The organism is Streptococcus hepaticus, assembly GCF_043656315.1.
In the GTDB taxonomy this organism is placed as follows: Bacteria; Bacillota; Bacilli; order Lactobacillales; family Streptococcaceae; genus Streptococcus; species Streptococcus hepaticus.
Window position 1 is genome coordinate 45,777 of record NZ_JBINIY010000007.1, and the last position, 21,600, is coordinate 67,376.

Genomic DNA, 21,600 nt, shown 5'->3' on the forward strand with positions numbered 1-21,600 from the left:
GAAGATAAGAGATGACACATCAATTTGCTGAAGAATATGACGTTATCGTCATTGGTGCAGGTCATGCAGGCGTTGAGGCTAGTCTTGCGGCTAGTCGAATGGGCTGTAAAACATTGCTAGCTACTATTAACCTTGAAATGTTGGCATTTATGCCATGTAATCCTTCTATCGGAGGCTCTGCCAAGGGGATTGTAGTTCGTGAAATTGACGCACTGGGTGGTCAAATGGGAAAAAATATTGACCAAACCTATATCCAGATGAAAATGCTTAATACGGGCAAAGGTCCAGCCGTTCGTGCCCTCCGTGCTCAGGCTGATAAGGCGCTATATGCTCAAACCATGAAACAAACCGTTGAAAATCAGGAGAATTTGACACTGCGTCAGTCTATGATTGAGGAAATTTTGGTAGAAGATGGCAAGGTTGTTGGAGTACGTACTGCCACCAACCAGAAATTCTCTGCTAAGGCGGTTGTTGTGACGACAGGAACGGCTCTTCGTGGGGAGATTATCTTGGGCGAACTCAAGTATTCTTCAGGTCCGAATAACAGTCTGGCTTCAATCGGATTGGCAGATAATTTAAAGGAGCTTGGTCTTGAAATTGGACGCTTTAAAACAGGAACTCCCCCACGTGTTAAGGCTTCGTCTATTAACTATGATGAGACTGAGATTCAGCCTGGCGATGAGAAACCAAATCATTTTTCATTCATGTCCAAGGATGAGGATTATCTGACAGACCAGATTCCTTGCTGGCTTACTTATACCAACCAATCAAGCCATGATATTATTAATCAAAACCTCCATCGAGCACCCATGTTCTCAGGTATTGTTAAGGGGGTTGGTCCACGTTATTGCCCGTCAATCGAGGATAAAATTGTTCGATTTGCAGATAAGGAACGACACCAGCTTTTCTTGGAACCAGAAGGTCGAAATACTAGTGAAGTGTATATTCAAGGTCTGTCTACTAGCTTGCCAGAGGATGTTCAGATTGACTTGATTCATTCAATCAAAGGGCTTGAGAATGCTGAAATGATGCGAACAGGATATGCTATTGAGTACGATATTGTCTTACCACATCAACTTCGTGCAACGCTTGAAACTAAGAAAATTTCAGGTCTCTTTACAGCAGGACAAACCAATGGAACATCTGGTTATGAAGAAGCAGCAGGACAAGGAATTGTTGCGGGGATTAATGCAGCACTTAAGGTACAAGGTAAGCCAGAATTGATTTTAAAACGGAGTGATGCCTATATCGGTGTCATGATTGATGATTTGGTGACCAAGGGTACTTTGGAACCTTATCGTCTCTTGACTTCTCGTGCAGAATATCGTTTAATTCTCCGTCATGACAATGCTGATATGCGCTTGACAGAAATTGGTCGTCAAGTCGGTTTGGTAGATGACGAGCGTTACCGAGCATTCCAAATCAAGAAAAATCAATTTGACAATGAGTTGACAAGGTTGTCAACTACAAAATTAAAACCTGTAAAGGAAGTCAATGATAAGGTCATGTCGCTTGGTTTCAAGCCCTTGACAGATGCTCTAACGGCAAAAGAATTCATGCGCCGTCCAGATATTACACATGCAGTTGTTACACAATTTATCGGTCCAGCTGCAGAGGACCTAGATAGTAAAGTTGTAGAATTACTTGAAACAGAGGTCAAGTACGAAGGTTACATTGAAAAAGCGCTTGATCAGGTGGCTAAAATGAAACGCATGGAAGAAAAACGAATTCCAGCGGATATTGATTGGGATGATATTGATTCTATTGCGACTGAGGCTCGTCAAAAATTCAAGAAAATCAATCCGGAAACCATTGGGCAAGCAAGTCGTATCTCTGGTGTCAATCCAGCGGATATCTCCATCTTAATGGTCTATCTGGAAGGGCGTAGCCGCTCCATTGCTAAAAACAAGGAAAAAGAGTAGGCATTGCCTCTCTTTTAATTGGGGTTGAAAGTCCAAAAAGAATGGATTTTTCAGCCTTTTTATGGTAGAATGACCTCCAGAGGTTTATAATGAAAAAATTTCGATTTTCAACCCTTCATTTTGTAATGATTGGGCTTATCTTATTTGGTAGCTTGGCGGCTATTACGACCGTGTTTCAAGGTTCAACAATCATTCATATTTCACTTTTTTTAGTACTGACATTGCTTGTTGCTCTGTTTCTATTCCAAAAAAAATCCTATGAAATCAGTGAGTTGGAGCAGATTGAACGGCTTAATGAAGAGGCTAATTCAGGTTTGATGCAGTTGCTGAACCAGATGCCTGTAGGGGTTATTAAAATTCGTCAAGAAGATAATCAAGTAGAGTGGTTTAATCCTTATGCCGAGCTGATTTTTGCTAAGGAAAATGGAGATTTTGACCAGAAGAAACTCCGTGAAATTGTTGATGTGGGACTGGATACAGATCGCTCCTATGCTGTTTTTGGTGGTCAACGCTATGCAGTTCATGTGGACTATAACCAAGGGTTATTTTACTTTTTTGATGCCTCGAGTGAGTACAATGCGACAGCTAACTTGATAGGAAGCCGTCCGGTCATTGGGATTATTTCGGTAGATAATTATGATGAATTAGAAGATAGTCTGACGGACTCGCAGATTAGTCAGGTTAACAGCTTTTTAGCACAATTTGTTTCGGAATTTGCTCATGATAATGGGATTTATTACCGTCGTGGAACCATGGATCGTTTCTATTTTTTCACGGATTATACAATCTTGGAGCGGTTGATAGACAGTAAGTTTGCGATTATTGATAAGTTCAGAGAAGAAGCCAAGAATTTAGAATTGCCATTGACACTTAGTATGGGAATTGCCTACGGAAATGATAACCATCATCAGATTGGTCAAGTGGCTCTTCAAAATTTGAATATGGCTGAAGTACGTGGTGGCGATCAAGCTGTTGTCAAGGAAAATAATGAGAGCCAGCAACCACTTTTCTTCGGTGGCGGATCAGCTTCTGCTGTGAAACGTACTCGTACCCGCACTCGTGCGATGATGACGGCTGTTTCTGATAAATTGAAAACAGTTGACAAGGTTTTTGTGGTTGGACATCGTAATATGGACATGGATGCCTTGGGCTCCGCTGTTGGGATGCAATATTTTGCTCAGAATATTATGAACAACGCCTTTACAGTCTACAATCCGGATGAGATGGGGCCAGACATTGAGCGTGCTATCAAGAAGTTGACTGAAGACAATTGTTCTAACTTGATGACTGTTGAAGCAGCCTTGAAAGAGGTTAGTGAAGAGTCTTTACTCATCATGGTTGACCACTCTAAGATTGGTTTGACTCTGTCAAAAGAGCTTTACGAGAAGTTTACACAGGTTGTTATCATAGACCACCATCGTCGGGATGCAGATTTTCCTAATAATTCCATTCTGACTTATATCGAGAGTGGGGCTAGTTCGGCTAGTGAATTGGTAACAGAGTTGATTCAGTTCCAAAACGATAAGCACCACAAACTCAATCGTCTTCAGTCTAGCCTCTTGATGGCTGGGATTATGTTGGATACTAAAAACTTTACAGCACGTGTTACCAGTCGGACATTTGATGTGGCTAGCTACTTGCGGACACGAGGTAGTGATAGCTTGGAAATCCAGCACATTGCGGCCACAGATTTTGCAGAATACCGTCAAGTCAATGAGTTAATCCTCAAAGGGCAGAAGATGACAGAGGAAATCGTCATTGTCTGTGGCGAGGAAAATCAATTTTACGATAATATTGTGCCAAGTAAGGCGGCAGATACCATTCTGGAAATGGCTGGAATTGAGGCGACCTTTGTCGTGACTCGCAGAACGAGTGACTATGTGGCGATTTCAGCTCGTAGTCGGAGCAAGGTCAATGTTCAGCGGATTATGGAAGAAATGGGCGGTGGCGGTCACTTTAACCTTGCTGCAGCTCAGATTGCTGGTAAGACTGTTGAACAAGTTCAGTTGCAATTATGTGAAAAAATACTAGCAGAAATAGAAGGAGAATAGTAATGAAAGTTATCTTTTTAGCAGATGTCAAAGGACAAGGGAAAAAAGGCGAAATCAAGGAAGTGCCAACAGGCTATGCGCAAAACTTTTTGATTAAGAAAAATTTGGCAAAAGAGGCGACAAAACAAGCTGTTAGCGCTCTTCGTGGTCAAGAAAAATCTAAGGAAAAAGCTCACGCAGAAATGATTGCAGAAGCAGAAGCTATCAAGGCGAAGTTGGCAGAAGAGTCAACAGTTGTCAAGTTTGTTGAAAAAGTTGGTCCAGATGGCCGTACCTTTGGTTCTATTACTAGCAAAAAGATTGCTGAAGAGTTGGAAAAACAATTTGGGATTAAAGTTGACAAACGCCATATCCAAATGGACCACCCATTGCGTGCTATTGGTTTGATGGAAGTGTCCGTAAAATTGTACCAAGATGTGGTAGGAGAAATCCAACTGAGCGTACAAGAAGCTTAATTTAGAATTTTAAAAGGAATGGAGGTGAGATTTTGGCAGAAATAGATGAATTGCGTGTGCAACCACAGGATATTCTAGCGGAGCAGTCCGTTCTTGGAGCAATTTTTATTGATGAGGGCAAGCTGGTTTTTGTGCGGGAGTATATTGAGGCAGACGACTTTTTCAAGTATGCCCATAAGATTATTTTCCGTTCCATGATTGCATTAGCTGATCGAAATGAAGCAATCGATGCAACGACCATGCGAAATTATCTAGCCAGTCACGGAGATTTAGAAAATGTAGGTGGTCTGGGTTATCTCGCTGAAATCATCAACTCCGTTCCAACGTCTGCTAATGCGGAATATTATGCAAAAATTGTTGCTGAAAAGGCTAATCTGCGGAAGTTGATTGAGCGTTTGACAGAGTCTGTCAATGCGGCTTATGACGGGGCAGATGGTTCAGATGACATTATTGCTCAGGCTGAAAAGGCACTGATTGATGTTAGTGAAGGTTCTAGTCGTAGTGGTTTCAAGCGGATTGATGATGTCCTCAATCTTAACTTTGAGAATTTGGAAATTCGTTCCCAACAGACTTCGTCCATTACAGGGATTGCGACGGGATATCCGGCTCTGGATGCGATGACGACTGGTTTACATGAAGAAGAATTGATTATTCTGGCAGCTCGTCCTGCGGTCGGTAAGACGGCCTTTGCTTTAAATATCGCTCAAAATATTGGAACCAAGTTAGGGAAGACGGTAGCTATCTTTTCTTTGGAAATGGGTGCGGAGAGCTTGGTTGACCGTATGTTGGCCTCTGAGGGAGTTATTAACTCGCGCTCCATTCGTACAGGTCAGTTGACGGATGAAGAGTGGCAGAAACTTATGATTGCGCAAGCCAATCTGGCGCGTGCCAGCATTTACATTGATGATACGCCAGGTATCAAGATTACCGAAATTCGTTCACGTTCACGGAAATTGGCTCAAGAAACAGGTAATTTGGGCTTGATTCTCATCGACTATTTGCAGTTGATTACGGGAACTGGTCGTGAAAATCGTCAACAAGAGGTTTCTGAGATTTCGCGTCAGTTGAAAATTTTGGCTAAGGAATTGAAAGTTCCAGTTATTGCCCTCAGTCAGCTTTCTCGTGGAGTGGAACAACGCCAAGACAAGCGCCCTGTTTTGTCTGATATTCGTGAGTCGGGTTCTATTGAGCAGGATGCTGATATCGTAGCTTTCCTTTATCGTGATGACTACTATGAACGCGGTGAGCAGGAAGAGGGCGGTATTCCCAACAATACGGTAGAAGTGATTATCGAGAAGAACCGTTCTGGTGCGCGTGGTACCGTGGAACTCATGTTCCAAAAAGAATATAATAAATTTGCAAGTATTTCCAAAATGGAGGAAGGATAAACAATGAGTGACGCATTTACAGATGTTGCCAAAATGAAACAAATCAAGCAAGAAATCAAAGACCATGAAGGTCAAGTGGTTGAATTGACCCTTGAAAATGGTCGGAAACGTGAAAAAAATAAGCAAGGACGTATTATTGAGGTTTATCAATCTCTCTTTATCGTTGAGTATGAAGATCCAAATAATACCTTTGTAGAATCGTACACCTATTCCGATATTTTGACGGAGAAGATTTTAATTCATTATTTAGACTAAAAGGCTTTACAAAGCCTTTTTCTTTTGTTATACTAAACTTTGTGCGAAATAACAGCATGAAAACATGAAACTCGTCAACAGAGGCCTTGAAAAACAAGTAACCTTGGCTGTTTAGGCGAAGGGTTTCTGCACGAATCAGGGTTTTCTAATTCGTTATTTCCTACAAATATATTTTATTTATAGGAGGACATGAAAATGTCACGTTATACAGGTCCATCATGGAAACAATCACGTCGTCTTGGCTTGTCACTTACAGGCTCAGGTAAAGAATTGGCACGTCGTAACTACGTACCAGGTCAACACGGTCCAAACAACCGTAGCAAACTTTCAGAATACGGTTTGCAATTGGCTGAGAAACAAAAATTGCGTTTCTCTTACGGTTTGGGTGAAAAACAATTCCGTAACTTGTTCGTACAAGCTACTAAAGTAAAAGAAGGAACTATCGGTTTCAACTTCATGCTTTTGTTGGAACGTCGTTTGGATAACGTTGTTTACCGTCTTGGTTTGGCTACTACTCGTCGTCAAGCTCGTCAATTCGTTAACCACGGTCACATCCTTGTTGACGGAAAACGCGTTGATATCCCTTCATACCGCGTAACTCCAGGTCAAGTGATCTCAGTTCGTGAAAAATCATTGAAAGTTCCAGCTATCCTTGAAGCTGTTGAAGCAATCGTTGGACGTCCAGCTTTTGTATCATTCGATGCTGAAAAATTGGAAGGTTCATTGACTCGTTTGCCAGAACGTGATGAAATCAACCCAGAAATCAACGAAGCACTTGTCGTTGAATTCTACAACAAAATGCTTTAATTTTAAGATTAACATTTGGAAAGTCTGCTTCTGCAGGCTTTTTTGTCATAAAAACTAAAAAAGAGCCGAAGGGCTCTTTTAGTGTACTTGTGGCAGGAGAATTTTTAGCTGTACCCAATTGTCTTCTTTGGTGAGAGTGAGATTTCCATTGTATTTCTTTACGACAAATTCCATGCTTTTGAGTCCAAATCCATGGTAGTCTTTGTTCGTTTTGGAAGTTGTCGGAAAACCTGAATTGGGCAAATCAAGGTTAGACATGTCGTAGTTATCCAGCCGGATCATGATAAACTGGCTATGTTGGGAAACCTTGAGGGTAATGAGGCGCTTTTCAGCTTCCGTGATTTTTTCTACAGCTTCGATAGCGTTGTCAATAGCATTTCCAAAGAGAGCAGAGATATCCATGGCATCCATGAAATGCAGGAGCTCTCCTTGAACAATACAGGTCAGATTGATACCGTTTTGCAGGCAGTAATGATTTTTTTGCGTTAAAATAGTGTCAAGGATAGGATTTCCGGTCTCAATTTTGGCTTCAAAGTTATGAATAGCCAAGGTCATTTCATCTAAGTACAGCTTTTGCTTGTCTTTGTCAGCTTCCTGACGGATGATGTAAAGTTGGTGTTTGAGATCATGTACTTTACGGCTAATCAATTCGCTATTTTCACGGTAGGCTTGGTACTGCTTGTATTGGAGTTGGAAAATGCTGTTGATAGAGGATAATTCTTCGCGGAGATAACGATCATATTGCTGGGATTCTTGGGTATAGAGAAGAAAAATACCTGACAGATTAACCGTTGTTCTTAAGATAAAAATACTAGTTGAGTCTTGGAAGGGCTGGGTTCCTGTAAAGATAAAACCAATATTACTTAGGACAAAGATTGCTAGAGAAGTAAAGGCAGCCACCCAGACATCTCGATTTTCAATACTTTTTTCTAAGTCAGTTAAGTCCAACTTGCTTTCTTGATAGTAGAGGATGACGAAAACAAATCCTGCCATCCACAACATAGCCATTATTTGACTGAATAAAGAATCAAATGGCCTTCCTAGAATGAACAGACAGTAGATATGCCATGAAATAGAGGCCGCTAACTCAGCAGAAATAAAGGCTTTTGCAGTGAGATAAGGTGTCATCTTTCTGTGAGTCACCCCTAAAATATGAATGGAGGCAAACATCCAAGTTACGTTCAATGCCATGCCAACTGTCCAGAAAAATAGAGGTAGCTGCCCTGCAAAAAACTGTAGGGAAATTTGGCCAACAAGAACGAGAGGGATTTTCTTCAGTCGTTGTCCCCAGGTCATTTGATGAATGAGAGGCAGGCAAACAAGAAGACAGGCAAGGGATTCTGCTAGAGCAGTGTAGAGACGCGGAATATCAGGAAAATGCGTTACAATCATAAGAGAGTATCTCCTACATAATTGGTCAAGGCAGTCATGAATTCCTTCTTACGCGGACGACTGATCTGCAAGGGAGTGCCATTAACATAAGAAATATTTCCTTCTATGCGTTCTATGTAGGCGAGATTAACGATGTAGCCAGAATTGGAGCGGAAGAAATTCTTCTTGTCCAGTAAATTTTCCATGTTTTTCAAGGTGTTACTGGTTGTAATCGTTTCGTCCTTGGTATGAATATGGAGGTGGTGACCTTCGCTTTCAATGAAAAAAATATCTTTTTGGGCGATTTTGAAGGTAGAGGCTTTATTTTTGATGTAAAGGTAGGATTCTTCTTCCTCAGGACTAGGCAGTTTGTGAAGAATTTTTTTGAAATGTTCCTCGAAGACAAACTTGCTCAGTGGTTTCAAAAGGAAATCAATAGCTTCGACTGAATAGCCTTGGATAGCTACTTGAGAATGGTTGGTGACAAAGACGATAAGAACATCATGATGAACATCATGATCTAACTGACGAATCTTTTTAGCGGTCGTCATACCATCCATAATTTCCATTTCCACATCCAGATAAATAACATCAAAAACCTTTTGGTAATCACTTGTGATATCGATTCCGTCATTGAAGCAGGTGATTTCAACAGTAAGCCCCTTGGATTGACAGTAATGTTGGATATAGGAAGTGAGACGTTCTTGTTCGACCTTTTGGTTTTCTACGATTGCAATTTTCATATAGATAGTATAGCAAAAATAGGACGAAATTTGTAGATTGAAAAAATTGCAGATTATGTGTCCAAAATGACAAATTATGAAGAAAGTGTTTTCATGAAAACGGTCTTTGGGTAAAGTAAGAGCATGATTAAGAAAAGGCTTACAAAGCCGATTCAAAAAATTTAGGAGGGGTCTTATGAAGACTTGGAAACAATCTGGTCTAGCTTTGGCTTCTGCAATGGTGACTTCATCAGGAGCAACTGTTTTTGCAGATGATTATGCTAGTTCCTATCAATCTTGGGATGCTGCAGGTATTGTCAAAAATACGCTCATCATCGCAAGTGTACTCGTCGTAGCCTTGTTTGCTTATTTTATTTACCGCGGTGTAAAAAATAAAGCTTTTTCAGGCAAGAAAAGTAAAATTTTGACAGGTTTGCTCGCCTTGCTAGGTGTGATTATCATCGGTGCAAACTATGCTGTGAATATGTTTGTCAATGTGATTGATACTTATTTTGCACCAAGTTATGCTGATGCGGCGAAAATGGCTGATGCTGAAAAAGATTCAAAAGCATTGGTAACCAAAATTCAAGAAGAAGGAACTGTTTTGCTTGAGAATAAAGAAAAAACACTTCCTTTGAAAGATACTAAAAAATTGAATGTCTTCGGTATTTCATCTGTATCAGTGACATACGGTGGTTCTGGTTCAGGTGCTGCTGACGAGTCTAAGAATATCAACCTTCAAAAAGGTCTTGAAAATGCTGGTTTTGAGTTGAACTCAAAATTGACTGATTTCTATACCAAGAATCTTCCTAAAAAAGAGGGAACAAATATCTTCTCACTCAATGGTGGTGATTATAATATTTATGAACTAACTCAAGATAAATATTCTGATGAGTTGATTCAAGAAGCTAAAGACTTCTCAGATACAGCTGTAGTAGTTATTTCTCGTAATGGTGGTGAGGGTGCTGACCTACCACAAAATATGGCTGATTACAAACAAGGTGATAAAGACAAACATTATCTTGAATTGCAAAATGTCGAAAAAGATATGCTTGCCATGGTTGAGAAAAACTTCGACAAAGTTGTTGTTTTGGTTAACTCTTCAAATGCGATGGAACTTGGTTTCCTTGAAGACCAAGGTGTGGATGCAGCTCTTTGGATTGGTGGACCTGGTTCAACAGGTTTAGATGGTGTGGCCCGTATTCTTTCCGGTGAAGTGAATCCATCAGGTCGCTTGGTTGACACCTACGCCTATGCTATGGAGTCTAACCCTACTTGGTTTAGCACAGGGGATTTCTCATACACTAATTTGACTTATGAGAATACACCATGGGGCGCTAAAGAGCCAATCACAATGAACTACAAGTTCGTTAACTACAATGAAGGTATCTACGTTGGTTACCGTTACTATGAAACTCGTTTTGTAAACAATGCCACTGGTGTCATGGATGAAGCTGCTTACGATAAGACAGTTCAATATCCATTTGGCTACGGTCTTAGCTATACAAACTTTGACCAAAAGATTGTGTCTGTTAAAGAAAATGGCGATAAGATTGATGTAACAGTAGAAGTAACCAATACTGGTGATGTAGCTGGTAAAGATGTTGCTCAAGTTTACTTCACAGCGCCATACACTGTTGGTGGTGTTGAAAAATCTCACATTGTACTTGCAGGATTCGATAAAACAGATGTATTAGAACCAGGTGCAAGTCAAGAATTGACAATTTCATACGACCGTGATGACATGGCTTCCTATGATTATAAGACAGAAAAGGCCTATGTTCTTGATGCAGGCAAATATGAAGTTAAATTGATGAACAATGCACATGATGTGCTTGATTCAAAAGACTACACAGTTGCTAAAAAAGAAGTTCTTCATCAACGTTCTTCTGATAAAGCAGAAGTAAGAAATCGTTTTGATTATGCAGTGGGTGATCTTGCTTATGTTAGCCGTGTGGATTGGGAAGGCACTCTTCCAAAAGAACGTACAGCAGATAAGGAAGCTAGTGAGCAAGTTGGAAAAGAAACTGACCGTGCAAACTTCCGCATTGATGCAGATAAAGAAACTCCAGCCACAGAAGTGAAAACAGAGAATAATGGTCTTCGCTTAGTTGATCTTGTTGGAGCGGACTACGACGATGAGCGTTGGGATAAATTAGTCGCTCAAATGTCTGTCGCTGAAATGGTTCAATTGATTGGTTTTGGTGGATACGCAACAGGTGCAGTGAAATCTATCGATAAACCTGCTGTTGTTGATTTGGATGGACCTGCTGGTATCAATGGTATTTTCCAAGGTATTAAAGGCATCCAGTACAATTCAGAAACAGTTGTTGCGTCAACTTGGAATACAGATCTTGCTAAAGAAATGGGTGATGCTTTTGCTAAAGAAGCCTTGTCACACGGTGTTGTAGGTCTCTATGCTCCAGCAGTGAATATTCACCGTTCACCATTCTCTGGACGTAACTTTGAGTACTACTCAGAAGACCCTACACTCTCAGGTAAAATGGCTAGTGCGCTTGTTGCCCAAGCACTTGAAAATGGCGTTTATACATTTACAAAACACTTTGCTCTCAACGACCAAGAAGACAACCGTGAAAGTGTTGCAACATGGTCTAATGAACAAGCAATGCGTGAAGTATATTTGAAAGCCTTTGAAATTCCTGTAAAAGAGGGTGGTGCTACAGCTATCATGAGCTCCTTCAACCGTATTGGTACTCTTTGGGCTGGTGGTAATACAGACCTGTTAAATGGTGTTCTTCGTGATGAATGGGGCTTCAAAGGTATGGTTATTACTGACTTTGACGGTCAAGATTACATGAGTCCAGACCAGGCTATTCGCAATGGTGGTGACCTTATGTTGACACCTAGTGGAGATGCTCCAACTGCTTTGTCAACAGGTACTGAAGAAGGTGTTGCATCACTTCGTCGTGCAAGCAAAAACATTCTTTATACAGTAGCACATTCAGCAGCGTTTGATATCTACAAACCTAAGAAAAAATGGTGGATTGTCGTTTACCTTGCTTCTAATGCCGTACTCATTGCCCTTGCTGGATTGGGACTTGCTAAGTTGACAGGTAAAAAGAAAGAGGAAGCTGAAGTAGCTTAATATTATCAATTTATATTAGTCTCCTAGATATAGAGCTACCCTTTGGGGTAGCTTTTTTAGAGAAAAGATAGCTCTTGTCAAATTATGCAAGGAAAGAGACAAATTGTGTAAAAACGCTTTCTTATAGCGCAATCCCTGATAAAATAGAGGTAAATCAAAGAGATTTTATGGAGGAAATCATGAAAGAATGGATTAAAAATCACCCAGATTTGTGGGAGTTTATCAAGTTTAATGTCCTATCAAATATCGCGACCATTACTAATTTTTGTGTACTATGGCTGGGTAGCACCGTTTTATTTACAGCTTTTTCCAAACAGCCCTTTGACTGGTTCATTTTTCATTATCCGGTGAAAAATGGTGGTTTGAACGGCTTCTTGTCCTTCCTGTTAGCCTATGTAGCTGCGCAGGTTGTCAATTATATCGTGCAACGTAAGCTGGTTTTTGGTGCAGAAAATGACATTTCTAAAACCTTGCACTGGTATATTTTGACAGTTGTGGTGGCTGGAATTTTATCTATTGTTTTGCCACCCTATACGACTGCAATTTTCCAATCTTGGGGTATGAGTCTTGGTTGGGCACAGACTTGTGCAAACTGGGTTAATATCATCGTTCAAGTAGCGGTTAACTATCCAATGATGAAATTTGTGATTATGAAATAGTTGCAGCCTCGTTTGAGGCTGTTTTTTGTTGACGTTGACTGAAAATGTCTATATAATTTTTAGGAAGAGGGTTTCACGTGAAACAGTTTTTGAAGACCTATAAAAAAGAGCTCAGTGCCGTAAGCCTCGTTTTACTTGCTCTCGTTTCCTTTTTCTTGCTTTCAGATTTGACACTAGTAAAAGAAATACTGATATCATCACCTCGCTAGATGTTAAGAAAAATACGGTAGCAGCCCTAGCAGCAACTTCAGTGGGCACCTCTACATCCATCACTCTTTTGCCGAACGATATTGGCTCACCGGTAGCGGAAAACATTGCTGATTTAACCAACTATATTGTGGTAGTTTTTGGCGCTATTTGGGTACAAAAATATTTAGTGGGAATCACTGCGCAATTTTTTTCAAAATCTATCTACCAATTTCAGCCTTCATTTTCGCAGGAAATGTTTATTTTCCCATGAAAAGATCAAACAATTTGCTATAAAATTGGCCTTGCTCGGTGCAGTAACCTTTTCCTTGATTCCAGCTAGTGTTGGTATTTCTAACCACATTGAAAAGACTCATGAATTATCCGTAGAGCAGACGATTAAGAAGGCAACTAAGGGAAACAAGAGTATTCAAAAAGAAGCTGAGAAAAATGAGGATTGGTGGTCAAAGGCGACGAATTTTGTGACCAATGCCTATGAGGAGACTATGGAAAAGGTCCAGACCACCATGAGCAATCTTCTGGATGCGGTAGCAGTCTTGATCGTAACGACCTGTGTCATTCCAATTTTAGTTTTTGTCTTTTTCTTCTGGCTGGTGCGAATACTATTTGGGATGGAATTTCGCCCACATTTACCCAAACTTGTTAAAAGAAAATCCTTGAAAAAATCTCATGAATAAGGGAGGCTGGACGAGTTCCAGTCCTTTTTCTACTCTTTTTCTACAAATTATGTCAAGAATAGAGCAGGTTATGAAGAAAGCGTTTTATTCGCCAAGTTGATTTGTTATCATAAGTTTATCAGAATCGGATAAATGGAGAATTTTATGAAACATCAAGTGATTATTCAACAATTAACCTTGGAAGAAAAGGCTGCTCTGATGGCTGGAAAATCCGTCTGGGAAACCAAGGATTATACTGAAAAAGGTGTCCCATCTATTTTCATATCAGACGGACCGCACGGTATCCGTAAGCAAGAGGGTGAGGGAGATCACTTGGGACTCAACGCCTCTGTGCCAACGACCTGTTTTCCTACAGCTGCCACCCTTGCTAATAGCTGGAATCCAGACCTTGTCGAAGAAGTTGGTAGTGCTCTAGGGGCAGAAGCTAGTAGTTTAGATGTGAACATGGTCTTGGGTCCTGGTCTCAATATCAAACGCAGTCCTCTTTGTGGACGGAATTTTGAGTATTATTCAGAAGACCCTTATCAAGCTGGGAAAAAGGCTGCAGCTATGATTCGTGGTTTGCAATCTCAAGGAGTGGCCGCGACACCAAAACATTTTGCGGTGAATAGCCAAGAATTGCGCCGCATGGCCTCAGATTCCATCGTTGACGAGCGGACTCTCCGCGAAATTTACCTGACTGGTTTTGAAATTGCGGTCAAGGAAGGCAATCCAAAGGCCATCATGAGTGCTTATAATAAAATCAATGGTAATTATGCCAACGAAGACAAGCGCTTGCTTCGTGATATTTTGCGAGATGAGTGGGGCTTTACAGGATTTGTCGTGTCTGACTGGGGTGGTTCAAATGATCACGTTCTCGGTGTGGAAAATGGTAGTCATCTTGAAATGCCTGGTACAACAACAGTTGGTCAGAAGGAAATCATCGATGCCGTCAAGAACGGTCGTCTATCTGAAACAGTCTTGGATGAGCGCGTAGATGAGTTGTTAATGGTCGTTTTGGACTTGGCTACACAGGAAAAACGCAGTGTGGACTACGATTACCAACATGCGATTGCTCGTAAGGCTGCTGCTGATAGTATCGTTCTTTTAAAAAATGAAGACCAGATTTTACCGCTTGATTCTCAAAAAACACTTGCTGTCATTGGTGAATTTGCCAAAAATCCGCGTTATCAAGGGGCGGGGTCTTCTCTGATCAATGCTAAAAAACTGGACAATACGGTTGATAGTCTTAAAGATTATGATGTGACAGTTGTGGGCTACGCCCAAGGGTATCAACGTGTAGATAAGGCGGATGAAGGTTTGGCCCATGAAGCTCTTTCCTTGGCAAAAAAAGCTGATACAGTGCTTTTCTACATGGGCTTAGATGAGATTAGTGAGAGTGAAGGCTTGGATCGTAGCCATCTTTCCTTGCCACAAAATCAACTCTCTCTCTTGAAAAAGTTGCAGACTGTTACCCAGAATATTGTGGTAGTCTTGTCAGCAGGTTCGGTGGTGGATTTATCATGGATTAGCGGTGTCAAGGCAGTCATTCATGGTTATCTTTCCGGTCAAGCTGGCGCGCCAGCTATGCTGGATGCATTGACAGGTAAGATCAACCCAAGTGGAAAATTGAGCGAAACCTATCCTGTTTCCTTGTCAGACCTGCCTTCGTCACGCGAATTTCCAGCGACGGGTGATTACTCACTCTACCGTGAGGGATTGTATGTTGGTTATCGTTATACAGATAAGGCTGGACTTGCTGTTCAATATCCGTTTGGTTACGGGCTTTCTTATACAGACTTTACTTATTCTGACCTTGCTGTGGAGGAAAATGGTATTCGTTTGACTATTACCAACACAGGCTCTGTAGCCGGTAGCGAAGTTGTTCAACTCTACATTGGGAAAGAAGCCAGTGCCCTTTATCGTCCATTTAAGGAGTTGAAAGGATTTGCTAAAGTTTATATCGAAGCAGGTAAGTCTCAGGAAGTCTTTATTCCATTTGATGCCTATAGTTTCCGTTATTTCAATGTGGAAACCAATCAATTCGAGGTGGAAGGTGGAGACTATCAGATCTATGTAGGAGCAAGCTCGGCGGATATTCGTTTAACAGCACAATTGGCAAAAACAGCAACAACTGACCTGATGCCAGACCAAAGCGTTCTTCCAAGCTATTTCAGTGGACAAGTGGCAGCAGTTTCTGATGAAGAATTTGCTAAATTACTGGGACGTCCGGTACCAGTTGAGTCTTGGAAAGTAGGACAAGAGCTCCGCCTCAACGACCCTATTTTGAAAATGCAGTATGCTAAGAGCGGCCTTGCTCGCTTGGTGTATAAACTCCTGCGCCATTTGCTCAAAAAGGCAGAAGAAAAAGGAACTCCAGATCTTAATCTCCTTTTCATGTACAATATGCCTTTCCGTGCTATTGCCAAGATGACAGGTGATATGATTGACCAAAATATGGTGGCTGCGATTCTCATGATGGTCAACGGACATTTCTTTAAAGGGGTGGGTCAATTGTGGAAGGCCTTTCGTGCTAAAAACGCTTACCAAAAACAACTTTCCTAATTTATGATATAATAGAAAAAACGTCTGCCAGCTAGTTTTAGTTGGCAGAAACCTTGTAAAGTGGAGAGAAAGATGACATTATTAACCATTGCCATCCCTAGTTACAATGCTCAAGATTACTTGCACTATTGTGTTTCGTCGCTAGTTGTGGGCGGGGATCAGGTAGAAATTTTGATTATCAATGATGGTTCCAGTGACCGTACTCAAGAAATTGCTGAGGAACTAGAGGCTAAGTATCCAAATGTTCGTGCGGTTTATCAGGAAAATAAGGGACATGGCGGAGCTGTTAATACGGGCCTTCGTGAAGCGCGTGGCCTCTACTACAAGGTCGTAGACAGTGATGACTGGGTGGATGCGCGTGCCTATATCAAGATTTTAGAAACCTTGTCTAAGCTGGAAGCAGAGGGAAATCTGGTAGATGCCTTTATTTCGAATTTTGTGTATGAAAAAGAGGGGCAAAGCCGTAAGAAATCCATGAGCTACAAGGATGTTATGCCGGCAGAAAAGGTCTTTACCTGGGATGAAATGGGCGCTTTTTCAAAAGGGCAATATATGATGATGCACTCGCTCATCTATCGGACAGAGCTCTTGCGTCAGATTAACCTCCAATTACCAGAACACACTTTTTATGTGGATAATATCTTTGTCTTCACGCCTTCAAAATATATCAAGACAATGTACTATTTGCCGGTTGATTTCTATCGTTACTTCATCGGTCGTGACGATCAGTCAGTTAATGAAGCAGTGATGATTAAACGGATTGACCAGCAATTAAAGGTCAACAAAATCTTAGTGGATGAACTCAAGTTGGATGAGATTTCATCCAGCGACCAGCGCAGCTATTTGCTCAATCATGTAGAAATCGTGACGACAGTATCATGTGCCCTTCTCAATCGAGCAGGGACTGCTGAGCATATGACGAAGAAACAAGAACTCTGGGAATACATCGAAAACAACAACCCTGAACTGTTCAAAGTAATTCGTAATGGTCTTTTGGGACAATTAACCAATCTTTATGGCTATCCAGGTCGAAAGTTATCAAATGCCTTGTACAAGGTTGCCAAGAAAATCTATGGATTCAATTAAGATTAAGGAAGGCTTAAGCTAGAGCGATTATACTTAGTTTATTCTTTTCATATATCTTCGGAAGAACGGCAAAAGGCTGTTTTTCTTTTTCTTTATGCTATAATAGGGAGAGAAAAGAAAGGGGTTACACATGCAAGAATTGGGAAAAACAGGCTTAGAAGTGTCAAGAATTGCTCTTGGTTGTATGCGCATGGATGCACTGACGGTTGCAGAAGCTAGTCAAGTACTGCAAACGGCCTTGGAAAATGGGATAAACTTTTTTGACCATGCGGATATTTATGGTGGAGGACAGTCGGAGTTGCGTTTTGCGGCGGCAGCTAAGGAGCTTGGTCTCAAGCGAGACGACATGATTCTTCAGTCAAAATGTGGTATCCACGACGGTTATTTTGATTTTTCAAAAGAACATATCTTGAAGTCTGTTGATGGAATTTTATCCCGTTTGGAGACAGATTATCTGGATGTTTTGGCTTTGCACAGACCAGATGCCCTCATGGAGGCAGAAGAGGTTGCGGCGGCTTTTTATCGTTTGAAAAAGGCTGGGAAAGTTCGTCATTTTGGTGTCAGCAATCAGAACATTTATCAAATGGAATTGCTTCAGTCCTATATGGATATGCCTCTGGCAGTCAATCAGCTCCAGTTGTCACCAGCTCATACGCCTATGATTGATGCAGGTTTTCATGTCAATATGAAGGATGATGCAGCAACCATGCGAGATGGTGGCTTGATAGACTATTGTCAACTGAAGAAAATTACCATTCAGGCGTGGTCTCCATTTTTGGTTAGCTTGTCAGAAGGCATTTTTGCGACTCATCCAGCCTATGCCAAACTCAATGCGACGATTGCCAAGTATGCAAGCCAATATGGAGTATCTGATGAGGCGATTGTGGTTGCTTGGATCATGCGCCACCCAGCTAAGATTCAGACTATTGTGGGGTCTATGAATCCGGGTCGTCTTGCTAAAATTGCTCAAGCTGAGAAAGTCTCTCTGACGCGAGCTGAGTGGTATGACATTTACAAGAGTGCAGGAAATATCTTGCCTTAAAGGAGGACGCAGATGGATTGGACAGTAAAAGCATTTTCAGATTTATCCGTAGATGAACTGTATCAAGTTTTAGAATTACGCTCAGAGGTCTTTGTCTTGGAGCAAGAGTGTGCCTACCAAGATGTGGATGGAGTGGACCCTCAATGTTATCATTTGTTTGGAAAATCCGACGGGAAAATTGTAGCTTATCTGCGTATCCTCTCCCCAGGGTTGGCGTTTTCAGAAGCCTCTATTGGTCGTGTCGTCATTAAGCTTAGTCACCGTGGGCAAAAATTAGCCGGTCCTATGTTGGAAGCTGCGATGCAGTATGTGATTGAAGATATGGGACAAGAAACGATTAAGATTTCAGCCCAGACTTATCTAGAAAAATTTTACCAATCTCAGGGCTTTGTGGCTGTTTCAGATATGTATCTGGAAGACGGAATCCCACATATGGATATGGTTTATGAAAAGTAAAACGGAGTGGAAACTTCGTTTTATTTCTTCTAGGAAAATCTACCCAAATAATCCAAATGAAGCCTGTTTTATGTTAGAATAGTAGGGAATGAATAATGCAAAAAAGAGGATAAATATGGAACGTTCTATGTATGCTGGACGTGTTCGTAGTGAGCACATCGGAAATAAAATTACTCTGAAAGGCTGGGTTGGTCGCCGTCGTGACCTTGGAGGTCTTATCTTTATTGACCTTCGTGACCGTGAAGGGATTATGCAGTTGGTCATCAATCCTGAAGAAGTTTCAGCTGAAGTTATGGCAACGGCTGAAAGTCTTCGTAGCGAGTTTGTTATCGAAGTTACTGGTGCAGTTGCTGCCCGTGAACAAGCTAACGATAACTTGCCAACAGGTGCCGTTGAATTGAAGGTTGAAGCACTTACAGTTTTGAACAGTGCTAAAACAACACCATTTGAAATCAAAGACGGTATTGAAGCCAACGATGATACTCGCATGCGTTACCGCTACCTCGACCTTCGTCGTCCAGAAATGCTTGAAAACTTCAAATTGCGTGCTAAAGTAACACACTCAATCCGTAACTACCTTGATGAGCTTGAGTTTATCGATGTGGAAACACCAATGTTGACTAAATCAACACCTGAAGGTGCACGTGACTATTTGGTTCCAAGCCGTGTTAGCCAAGGTCATTTCTATGCTTTGCCACAAAGTCCACAAATTACCAAGCAATTGTTGATGAATGCTGGCTTTGACCGCTACTATCAAATCGTTAAATGTTTCCGTGATGAGGACCTTCGTGGAGACCGTCAACCTGAGTTTACACAAGTTGACTTAGAAACATCATTCTTGTCAGACCAAGAAATTCAAGATATTGTTGAAGGCATGATTGCTCGTGTGATGAAAGAAACCAAAGGTATCGAGGTTTCTTTGCCATTCCCACGTATGGCTTATGATGATGCCATGAATAACTACGGTTCAGATAAACCGGATACACGTTTTGACATGTTGCTCCAAGACTTGACAGATCTTGTCAAAGACGTTGACTTCAAAGTCTTCTCAGAAGCACCTGTGGTTAAAGCCATTGTGGTTAAAAATAATGCAGATAAATATTCTCGTAAAGACATCGATAAGCTGACAGAAGTGGCTAAACAATTTGGCGCTAAAGGTTTGGCTTGGGTCAAATATGCTGACGATGCTATCTCAGGACCAGTTGCTAAGTTCTTGACAAGTATGGAAAGCAAGTTGACAGACGCTTTACAACTTGAAAATAATGACTTAGTTCTCTTTGTGGCAGATACTTTGGAAGTTGCTAACAATACCTTGGGTGCCCTTCGTAGCCGTATTGCTAAAGAGTTGGACATGATTGACCAGTCGAAATTCAACTTCCTTTGGGTTGTTGATTGGCCGATGTTTGAATGGTCTGAAGAAGAAGGCCGTTACATGTCTGCTCACCACCCATTCACTTTGCCAACAACAGAATCAGCTCATGAATTAGAGGGTGATTTGGCTAAGGTTAAAGCTGTTGCTTACGATATCGTCTTGAACGGTTATGAGCTTGGTGGTGGTAGCCTTCGTATCAACCAAAAAGAGATGCAAGAGCGTATGTTCAAAGCCCTTGGTTTCACAGCAGGATCAGCTCATGAACAATTTGGTTTCTTGCTTGAAGCTATGGATTATGGATTCCCACCACACGGTGGTTTGGCTATCGGTCTTGACCGCTTCGTTATGCTGTTGGCAGGCAAAGATAATATCCGTGAAGTGATTGCCTTCCCTAAAAACAATAAAGCAAGTGACCCAATGACGCAGGCTCCAAGTACAGTTGCGGCTGCTCAATTGGATGAGTTGGCTTTGCAGATTAACTTGCCAGAATAAGAAGAAACGAGCCTAAGGCTCGTTTTGCATGGAGTAAAACATGGTTAGAAAAACCAAATTTATGAAAAAGATACGCTATTTTTTACGAAGAGGCGCTCGTAAGGCGGGATTACTGAAGACCTTACGGGGAATTTCTCGCGAAAAATATGCAGAAAAGATCTCTGCCTCTATTGTGTACGGTCTTTTGTCCAGTATAGCGGTTAACTTTTTCTACCAATCTGGGCAAGTCTACTCAACTGGTGTGACAGGTCTGGCACAGATTATCCATACGGTGACAGAGCGTACGTTTGGAGCTGGTGTACCGATTTCCATGTCATTTTATGCTATCAATCTGCCCTTGATGATTATGGCTTGGTATACAATTGGTCACAAATTCACCATTTTTACCTTTATTACGGTTACTATGAGCTCACTCTTTATTCAGTTCATGCCGGTGGTGACTCTGACGGATGACCCGCTGATTAATGCGATTTTTGGTGGTCTCTTCCTAGGGACAGGGATTGGTTTTGCCTTAAAAAACAACATTTCAAGTGGCGGGACAGATATTATCAGCTTGGCCATTCGTCGTAGAACAGGGCGAACAGTGGGACGCATTTCTCTTTTCGTCAACGCCTTTATCATCGCTGGTGCCGGGATTCTCTTTGGTTGGCAATCAGCCTTGTATTCGCTTGTTGCCCTCTTTGTTATGACGCAAATGACAGATGCGATTTACACCAAGCAAAAGAAAATGCAGGCAATGATTATTACTAGCAACCCGGAAGCGGTCATTAAAATGGTACATAAGAAACTTCATCGTGGGGTTACCTGTATCAATGAAGCTGAAGGAACCTATAAACATGAGAAAAAAGCGGTTTTACTGGCGGTCATTACGCGTGCTGAATTCAATGATTTTAAGTTTTATATGAAGAAAACCGACCCAGCAGCTTTTGTATCTGTTTCGGAAAATGTACAAATAATCGGGCGTTTTGTGGATTTGGAATAAGGTAGG

Annotated in this window: 17 protein-coding genes; 15 read left to right on the forward strand and 2 right to left on the reverse strand. The window is 41.3% G+C overall.

The annotated features are described in order from the left end of the window. The first annotated feature begins 11 nt into the window (after positions 1-11). The 6 genes from mnmG (at position 12) to rpsD (ending at position 6,878) form a co-directional block, all read left to right on the forward strand. Positions 12-1,922, forward strand: coding sequence for a tRNA uridine-5-carboxymethylaminomethyl(34) synthesis enzyme MnmG (mnmG, locus tag ACHUFA_RS06995; protein ID WP_394405283.1), 1,911 nt, complete (start codon positions 12-14; stop codon positions 1,920-1,922). Positions 1,923-2,011: 89 nt separating this feature from the next. After that, positions 2,012-3,973 carry a GGDEF domain-containing protein gene (locus ACHUFA_RS07000; RefSeq protein ID WP_394405284.1) on the forward strand — a complete coding sequence of 654 codons (1,962 nt, stop codon included), beginning with the start codon at positions 2,012-2,014 and terminating at the stop codon, positions 3,971-3,973. A gap of 2 nt (positions 3,974-3,975) precedes the next feature. Then, positions 3,976-4,428 carry a 50S ribosomal protein L9 gene (gene rplI / locus ACHUFA_RS07005; RefSeq protein ID WP_222347583.1) on the forward strand — a complete coding sequence of 151 codons (453 nt, stop codon included), beginning with the start codon at positions 3,976-3,978 and terminating at the stop codon, positions 4,426-4,428. Positions 4,429-4,460: 32 nt separating this feature from the next. Next, positions 4,461-5,816 carry a replicative DNA helicase gene (gene dnaB, locus ACHUFA_RS07010; RefSeq protein ID WP_222347582.1) on the forward strand — a complete coding sequence of 452 codons (1,356 nt, stop codon included), beginning with the start codon at positions 4,461-4,463 and terminating at the stop codon, positions 5,814-5,816. 3 nt (positions 5,817-5,819) lie between these two features. Then, a complete protein-coding gene (locus ACHUFA_RS07015; protein WP_222347581.1) occupies positions 5,820-6,071 on the forward strand; it encodes a Veg family protein in 252 nt (83 codons plus the stop codon). A gap of 195 nt (positions 6,072-6,266) precedes the next feature. Then, complete coding sequence (gene rpsD / locus ACHUFA_RS07020; protein WP_222347580.1) at positions 6,267-6,878, forward strand: 30S ribosomal protein S4; 612 nt, start codon at positions 6,267-6,269, stop codon at positions 6,876-6,878. Positions 6,879-6,956: 78 nt separating this feature from the next. Here the strand turns inward: rpsD and ACHUFA_RS07025 are convergent, their stop codons facing one another. Both ACHUFA_RS07025 and ACHUFA_RS07030 read right to left on the reverse strand, forming a co-directional pair. After that, complete coding sequence (locus ACHUFA_RS07025; protein ID WP_394405285.1) at positions 6,957-8,270, reverse strand: sensor histidine kinase; 1,314 nt, start codon at positions 8,268-8,270, stop codon at positions 6,957-6,959. Next, positions 8,267-8,992, reverse strand: a complete 726-nt coding sequence (locus tag ACHUFA_RS07030) for a LytR/AlgR family response regulator transcription factor (RefSeq protein WP_394405286.1) — start codon at positions 8,990-8,992, stop codon at positions 8,267-8,269. Before ACHUFA_RS07030 ends, ACHUFA_RS07025 begins: the two co-directional genes overlap by 4 nt. Positions 8,993-9,167: 175 nt before the next feature. On the opposite strand from ACHUFA_RS07030, the gene ACHUFA_RS07035 reads away from it, so the two are divergent. The 9 genes from ACHUFA_RS07035 (at position 9,168) to ACHUFA_RS07075 (ending at position 21,594) form a co-directional block, all read left to right on the forward strand. After that, complete coding sequence (locus tag ACHUFA_RS07035; RefSeq protein ID WP_394405287.1) at positions 9,168-12,077, forward strand: beta-glucosidase; 2,910 nt, start codon at positions 9,168-9,170, stop codon at positions 12,075-12,077. A 179-nt stretch (positions 12,078-12,256) separates the two neighbouring features. After that, positions 12,257-12,736 (forward strand): GtrA family protein, encoded by a 480-nt coding sequence (locus ACHUFA_RS07040; protein WP_394405288.1) that lies wholly within the window; start codon positions 12,257-12,259, stop codon positions 12,734-12,736. Positions 12,737-13,221: 485 nt separating this feature from the next. Next, a complete protein-coding gene (locus tag ACHUFA_RS07045) occupies positions 13,222-13,620 on the forward strand; it encodes a hypothetical protein (RefSeq protein ID WP_222383469.1) in 399 nt (132 codons plus the stop codon). A 144-nt stretch (positions 13,621-13,764) separates the two neighbouring features. Then, a complete protein-coding gene (locus ACHUFA_RS07050) occupies positions 13,765-16,164 on the forward strand; it encodes a glycoside hydrolase family 3 C-terminal domain-containing protein (protein ID WP_394405289.1) in 2,400 nt (799 codons plus the stop codon). A 72-nt stretch (positions 16,165-16,236) separates the two neighbouring features. After that, the gene (locus ACHUFA_RS07055; RefSeq protein WP_222347557.1) at positions 16,237-17,250 is read left to right on the forward strand and encodes a glycosyltransferase family 2 protein; all 1,014 of its coding nucleotides are present in this window, start codon (positions 16,237-16,239) and stop codon (positions 17,248-17,250) included. Positions 17,251-17,380: 130 nt separating this feature from the next. After that, positions 17,381-18,292 carry an aldo/keto reductase gene (locus ACHUFA_RS07060; protein WP_222347556.1) on the forward strand — a complete coding sequence of 304 codons (912 nt, stop codon included), beginning with the start codon at positions 17,381-17,383 and terminating at the stop codon, positions 18,290-18,292. 12 nt (positions 18,293-18,304) lie between these two features. Further along, the gene (locus ACHUFA_RS07065) at positions 18,305-18,748 is read left to right on the forward strand and encodes a GNAT family N-acetyltransferase (protein WP_394405290.1); all 444 of its coding nucleotides are present in this window, start codon (positions 18,305-18,307) and stop codon (positions 18,746-18,748) included. A gap of 115 nt (positions 18,749-18,863) precedes the next feature. After that, positions 18,864-20,612, forward strand: coding sequence for an aspartate--tRNA ligase (gene aspS / locus ACHUFA_RS07070; RefSeq protein ID WP_222347554.1), 1,749 nt, complete (start codon positions 18,864-18,866; stop codon positions 20,610-20,612). 40 nt (positions 20,613-20,652) lie between these two features. Further along, positions 20,653-21,594: a YitT family protein gene (locus ACHUFA_RS07075; protein WP_222347553.1), complete on the forward strand. Its 942-nt coding sequence runs from the start codon at positions 20,653-20,655 to the stop codon at positions 21,592-21,594. The last annotated feature ends 6 nt before the right edge of the window (positions 21,595-21,600 follow it).

Coding starts and splice junctions, on each gene's coding strand:
- ACHUFA_RS07060 (WP_222347556.1), top strand. CDS start 17,381: ATGCAAGAATTGGGAAAAACAGGCTTAGAAGTGTCAAGAATTGCTCTT.
- ACHUFA_RS07000 (WP_394405284.1), top strand. CDS start 2,012: ATGAAAAAATTTCGATTTTCAACCCTTCATTTTGTAATGATTGGGCTT.
- ACHUFA_RS07025 (WP_394405285.1), bottom strand. CDS start 8,270: ATGATTGTAACGCATTTTCCTGATATTCCGCGTCTCTACACTGCTCTA.
- aspS (WP_222347554.1), top strand. CDS start 18,864: ATGGAACGTTCTATGTATGCTGGACGTGTTCGTAGTGAGCACATCGGA.
- ACHUFA_RS07030 (WP_394405286.1), bottom strand. CDS start 8,992: ATGAAAATTGCAATCGTAGAAAACCAAAAGGTCGAACAAGAACGTCTC.
- rpsD (WP_222347580.1), top strand. CDS start 6,267: ATGTCACGTTATACAGGTCCATCATGGAAACAATCACGTCGTCTTGGC.
- ACHUFA_RS07015 (WP_222347581.1), top strand. CDS start 5,820: ATGAGTGACGCATTTACAGATGTTGCCAAAATGAAACAAATCAAGCAA.
- ACHUFA_RS07040 (WP_394405288.1), top strand. CDS start 12,257: ATGAAAGAATGGATTAAAAATCACCCAGATTTGTGGGAGTTTATCAAG.
- ACHUFA_RS07075 (WP_222347553.1), top strand. CDS start 20,653: ATGGTTAGAAAAACCAAATTTATGAAAAAGATACGCTATTTTTTACGA.
- mnmG (WP_394405283.1), top strand. CDS start 12: ATGACACATCAATTTGCTGAAGAATATGACGTTATCGTCATTGGTGCA.
- rplI (WP_222347583.1), top strand. CDS start 3,976: ATGAAAGTTATCTTTTTAGCAGATGTCAAAGGACAAGGGAAAAAAGGC.
- ACHUFA_RS07035 (WP_394405287.1), top strand. CDS start 9,168: ATGAAGACTTGGAAACAATCTGGTCTAGCTTTGGCTTCTGCAATGGTG.
- ACHUFA_RS07065 (WP_394405290.1), top strand. CDS start 18,305: ATGGATTGGACAGTAAAAGCATTTTCAGATTTATCCGTAGATGAACTG.
- ACHUFA_RS07050 (WP_394405289.1), top strand. CDS start 13,765: ATGAAACATCAAGTGATTATTCAACAATTAACCTTGGAAGAAAAGGCT.
- ACHUFA_RS07055 (WP_222347557.1), top strand. CDS start 16,237: ATGACATTATTAACCATTGCCATCCCTAGTTACAATGCTCAAGATTAC.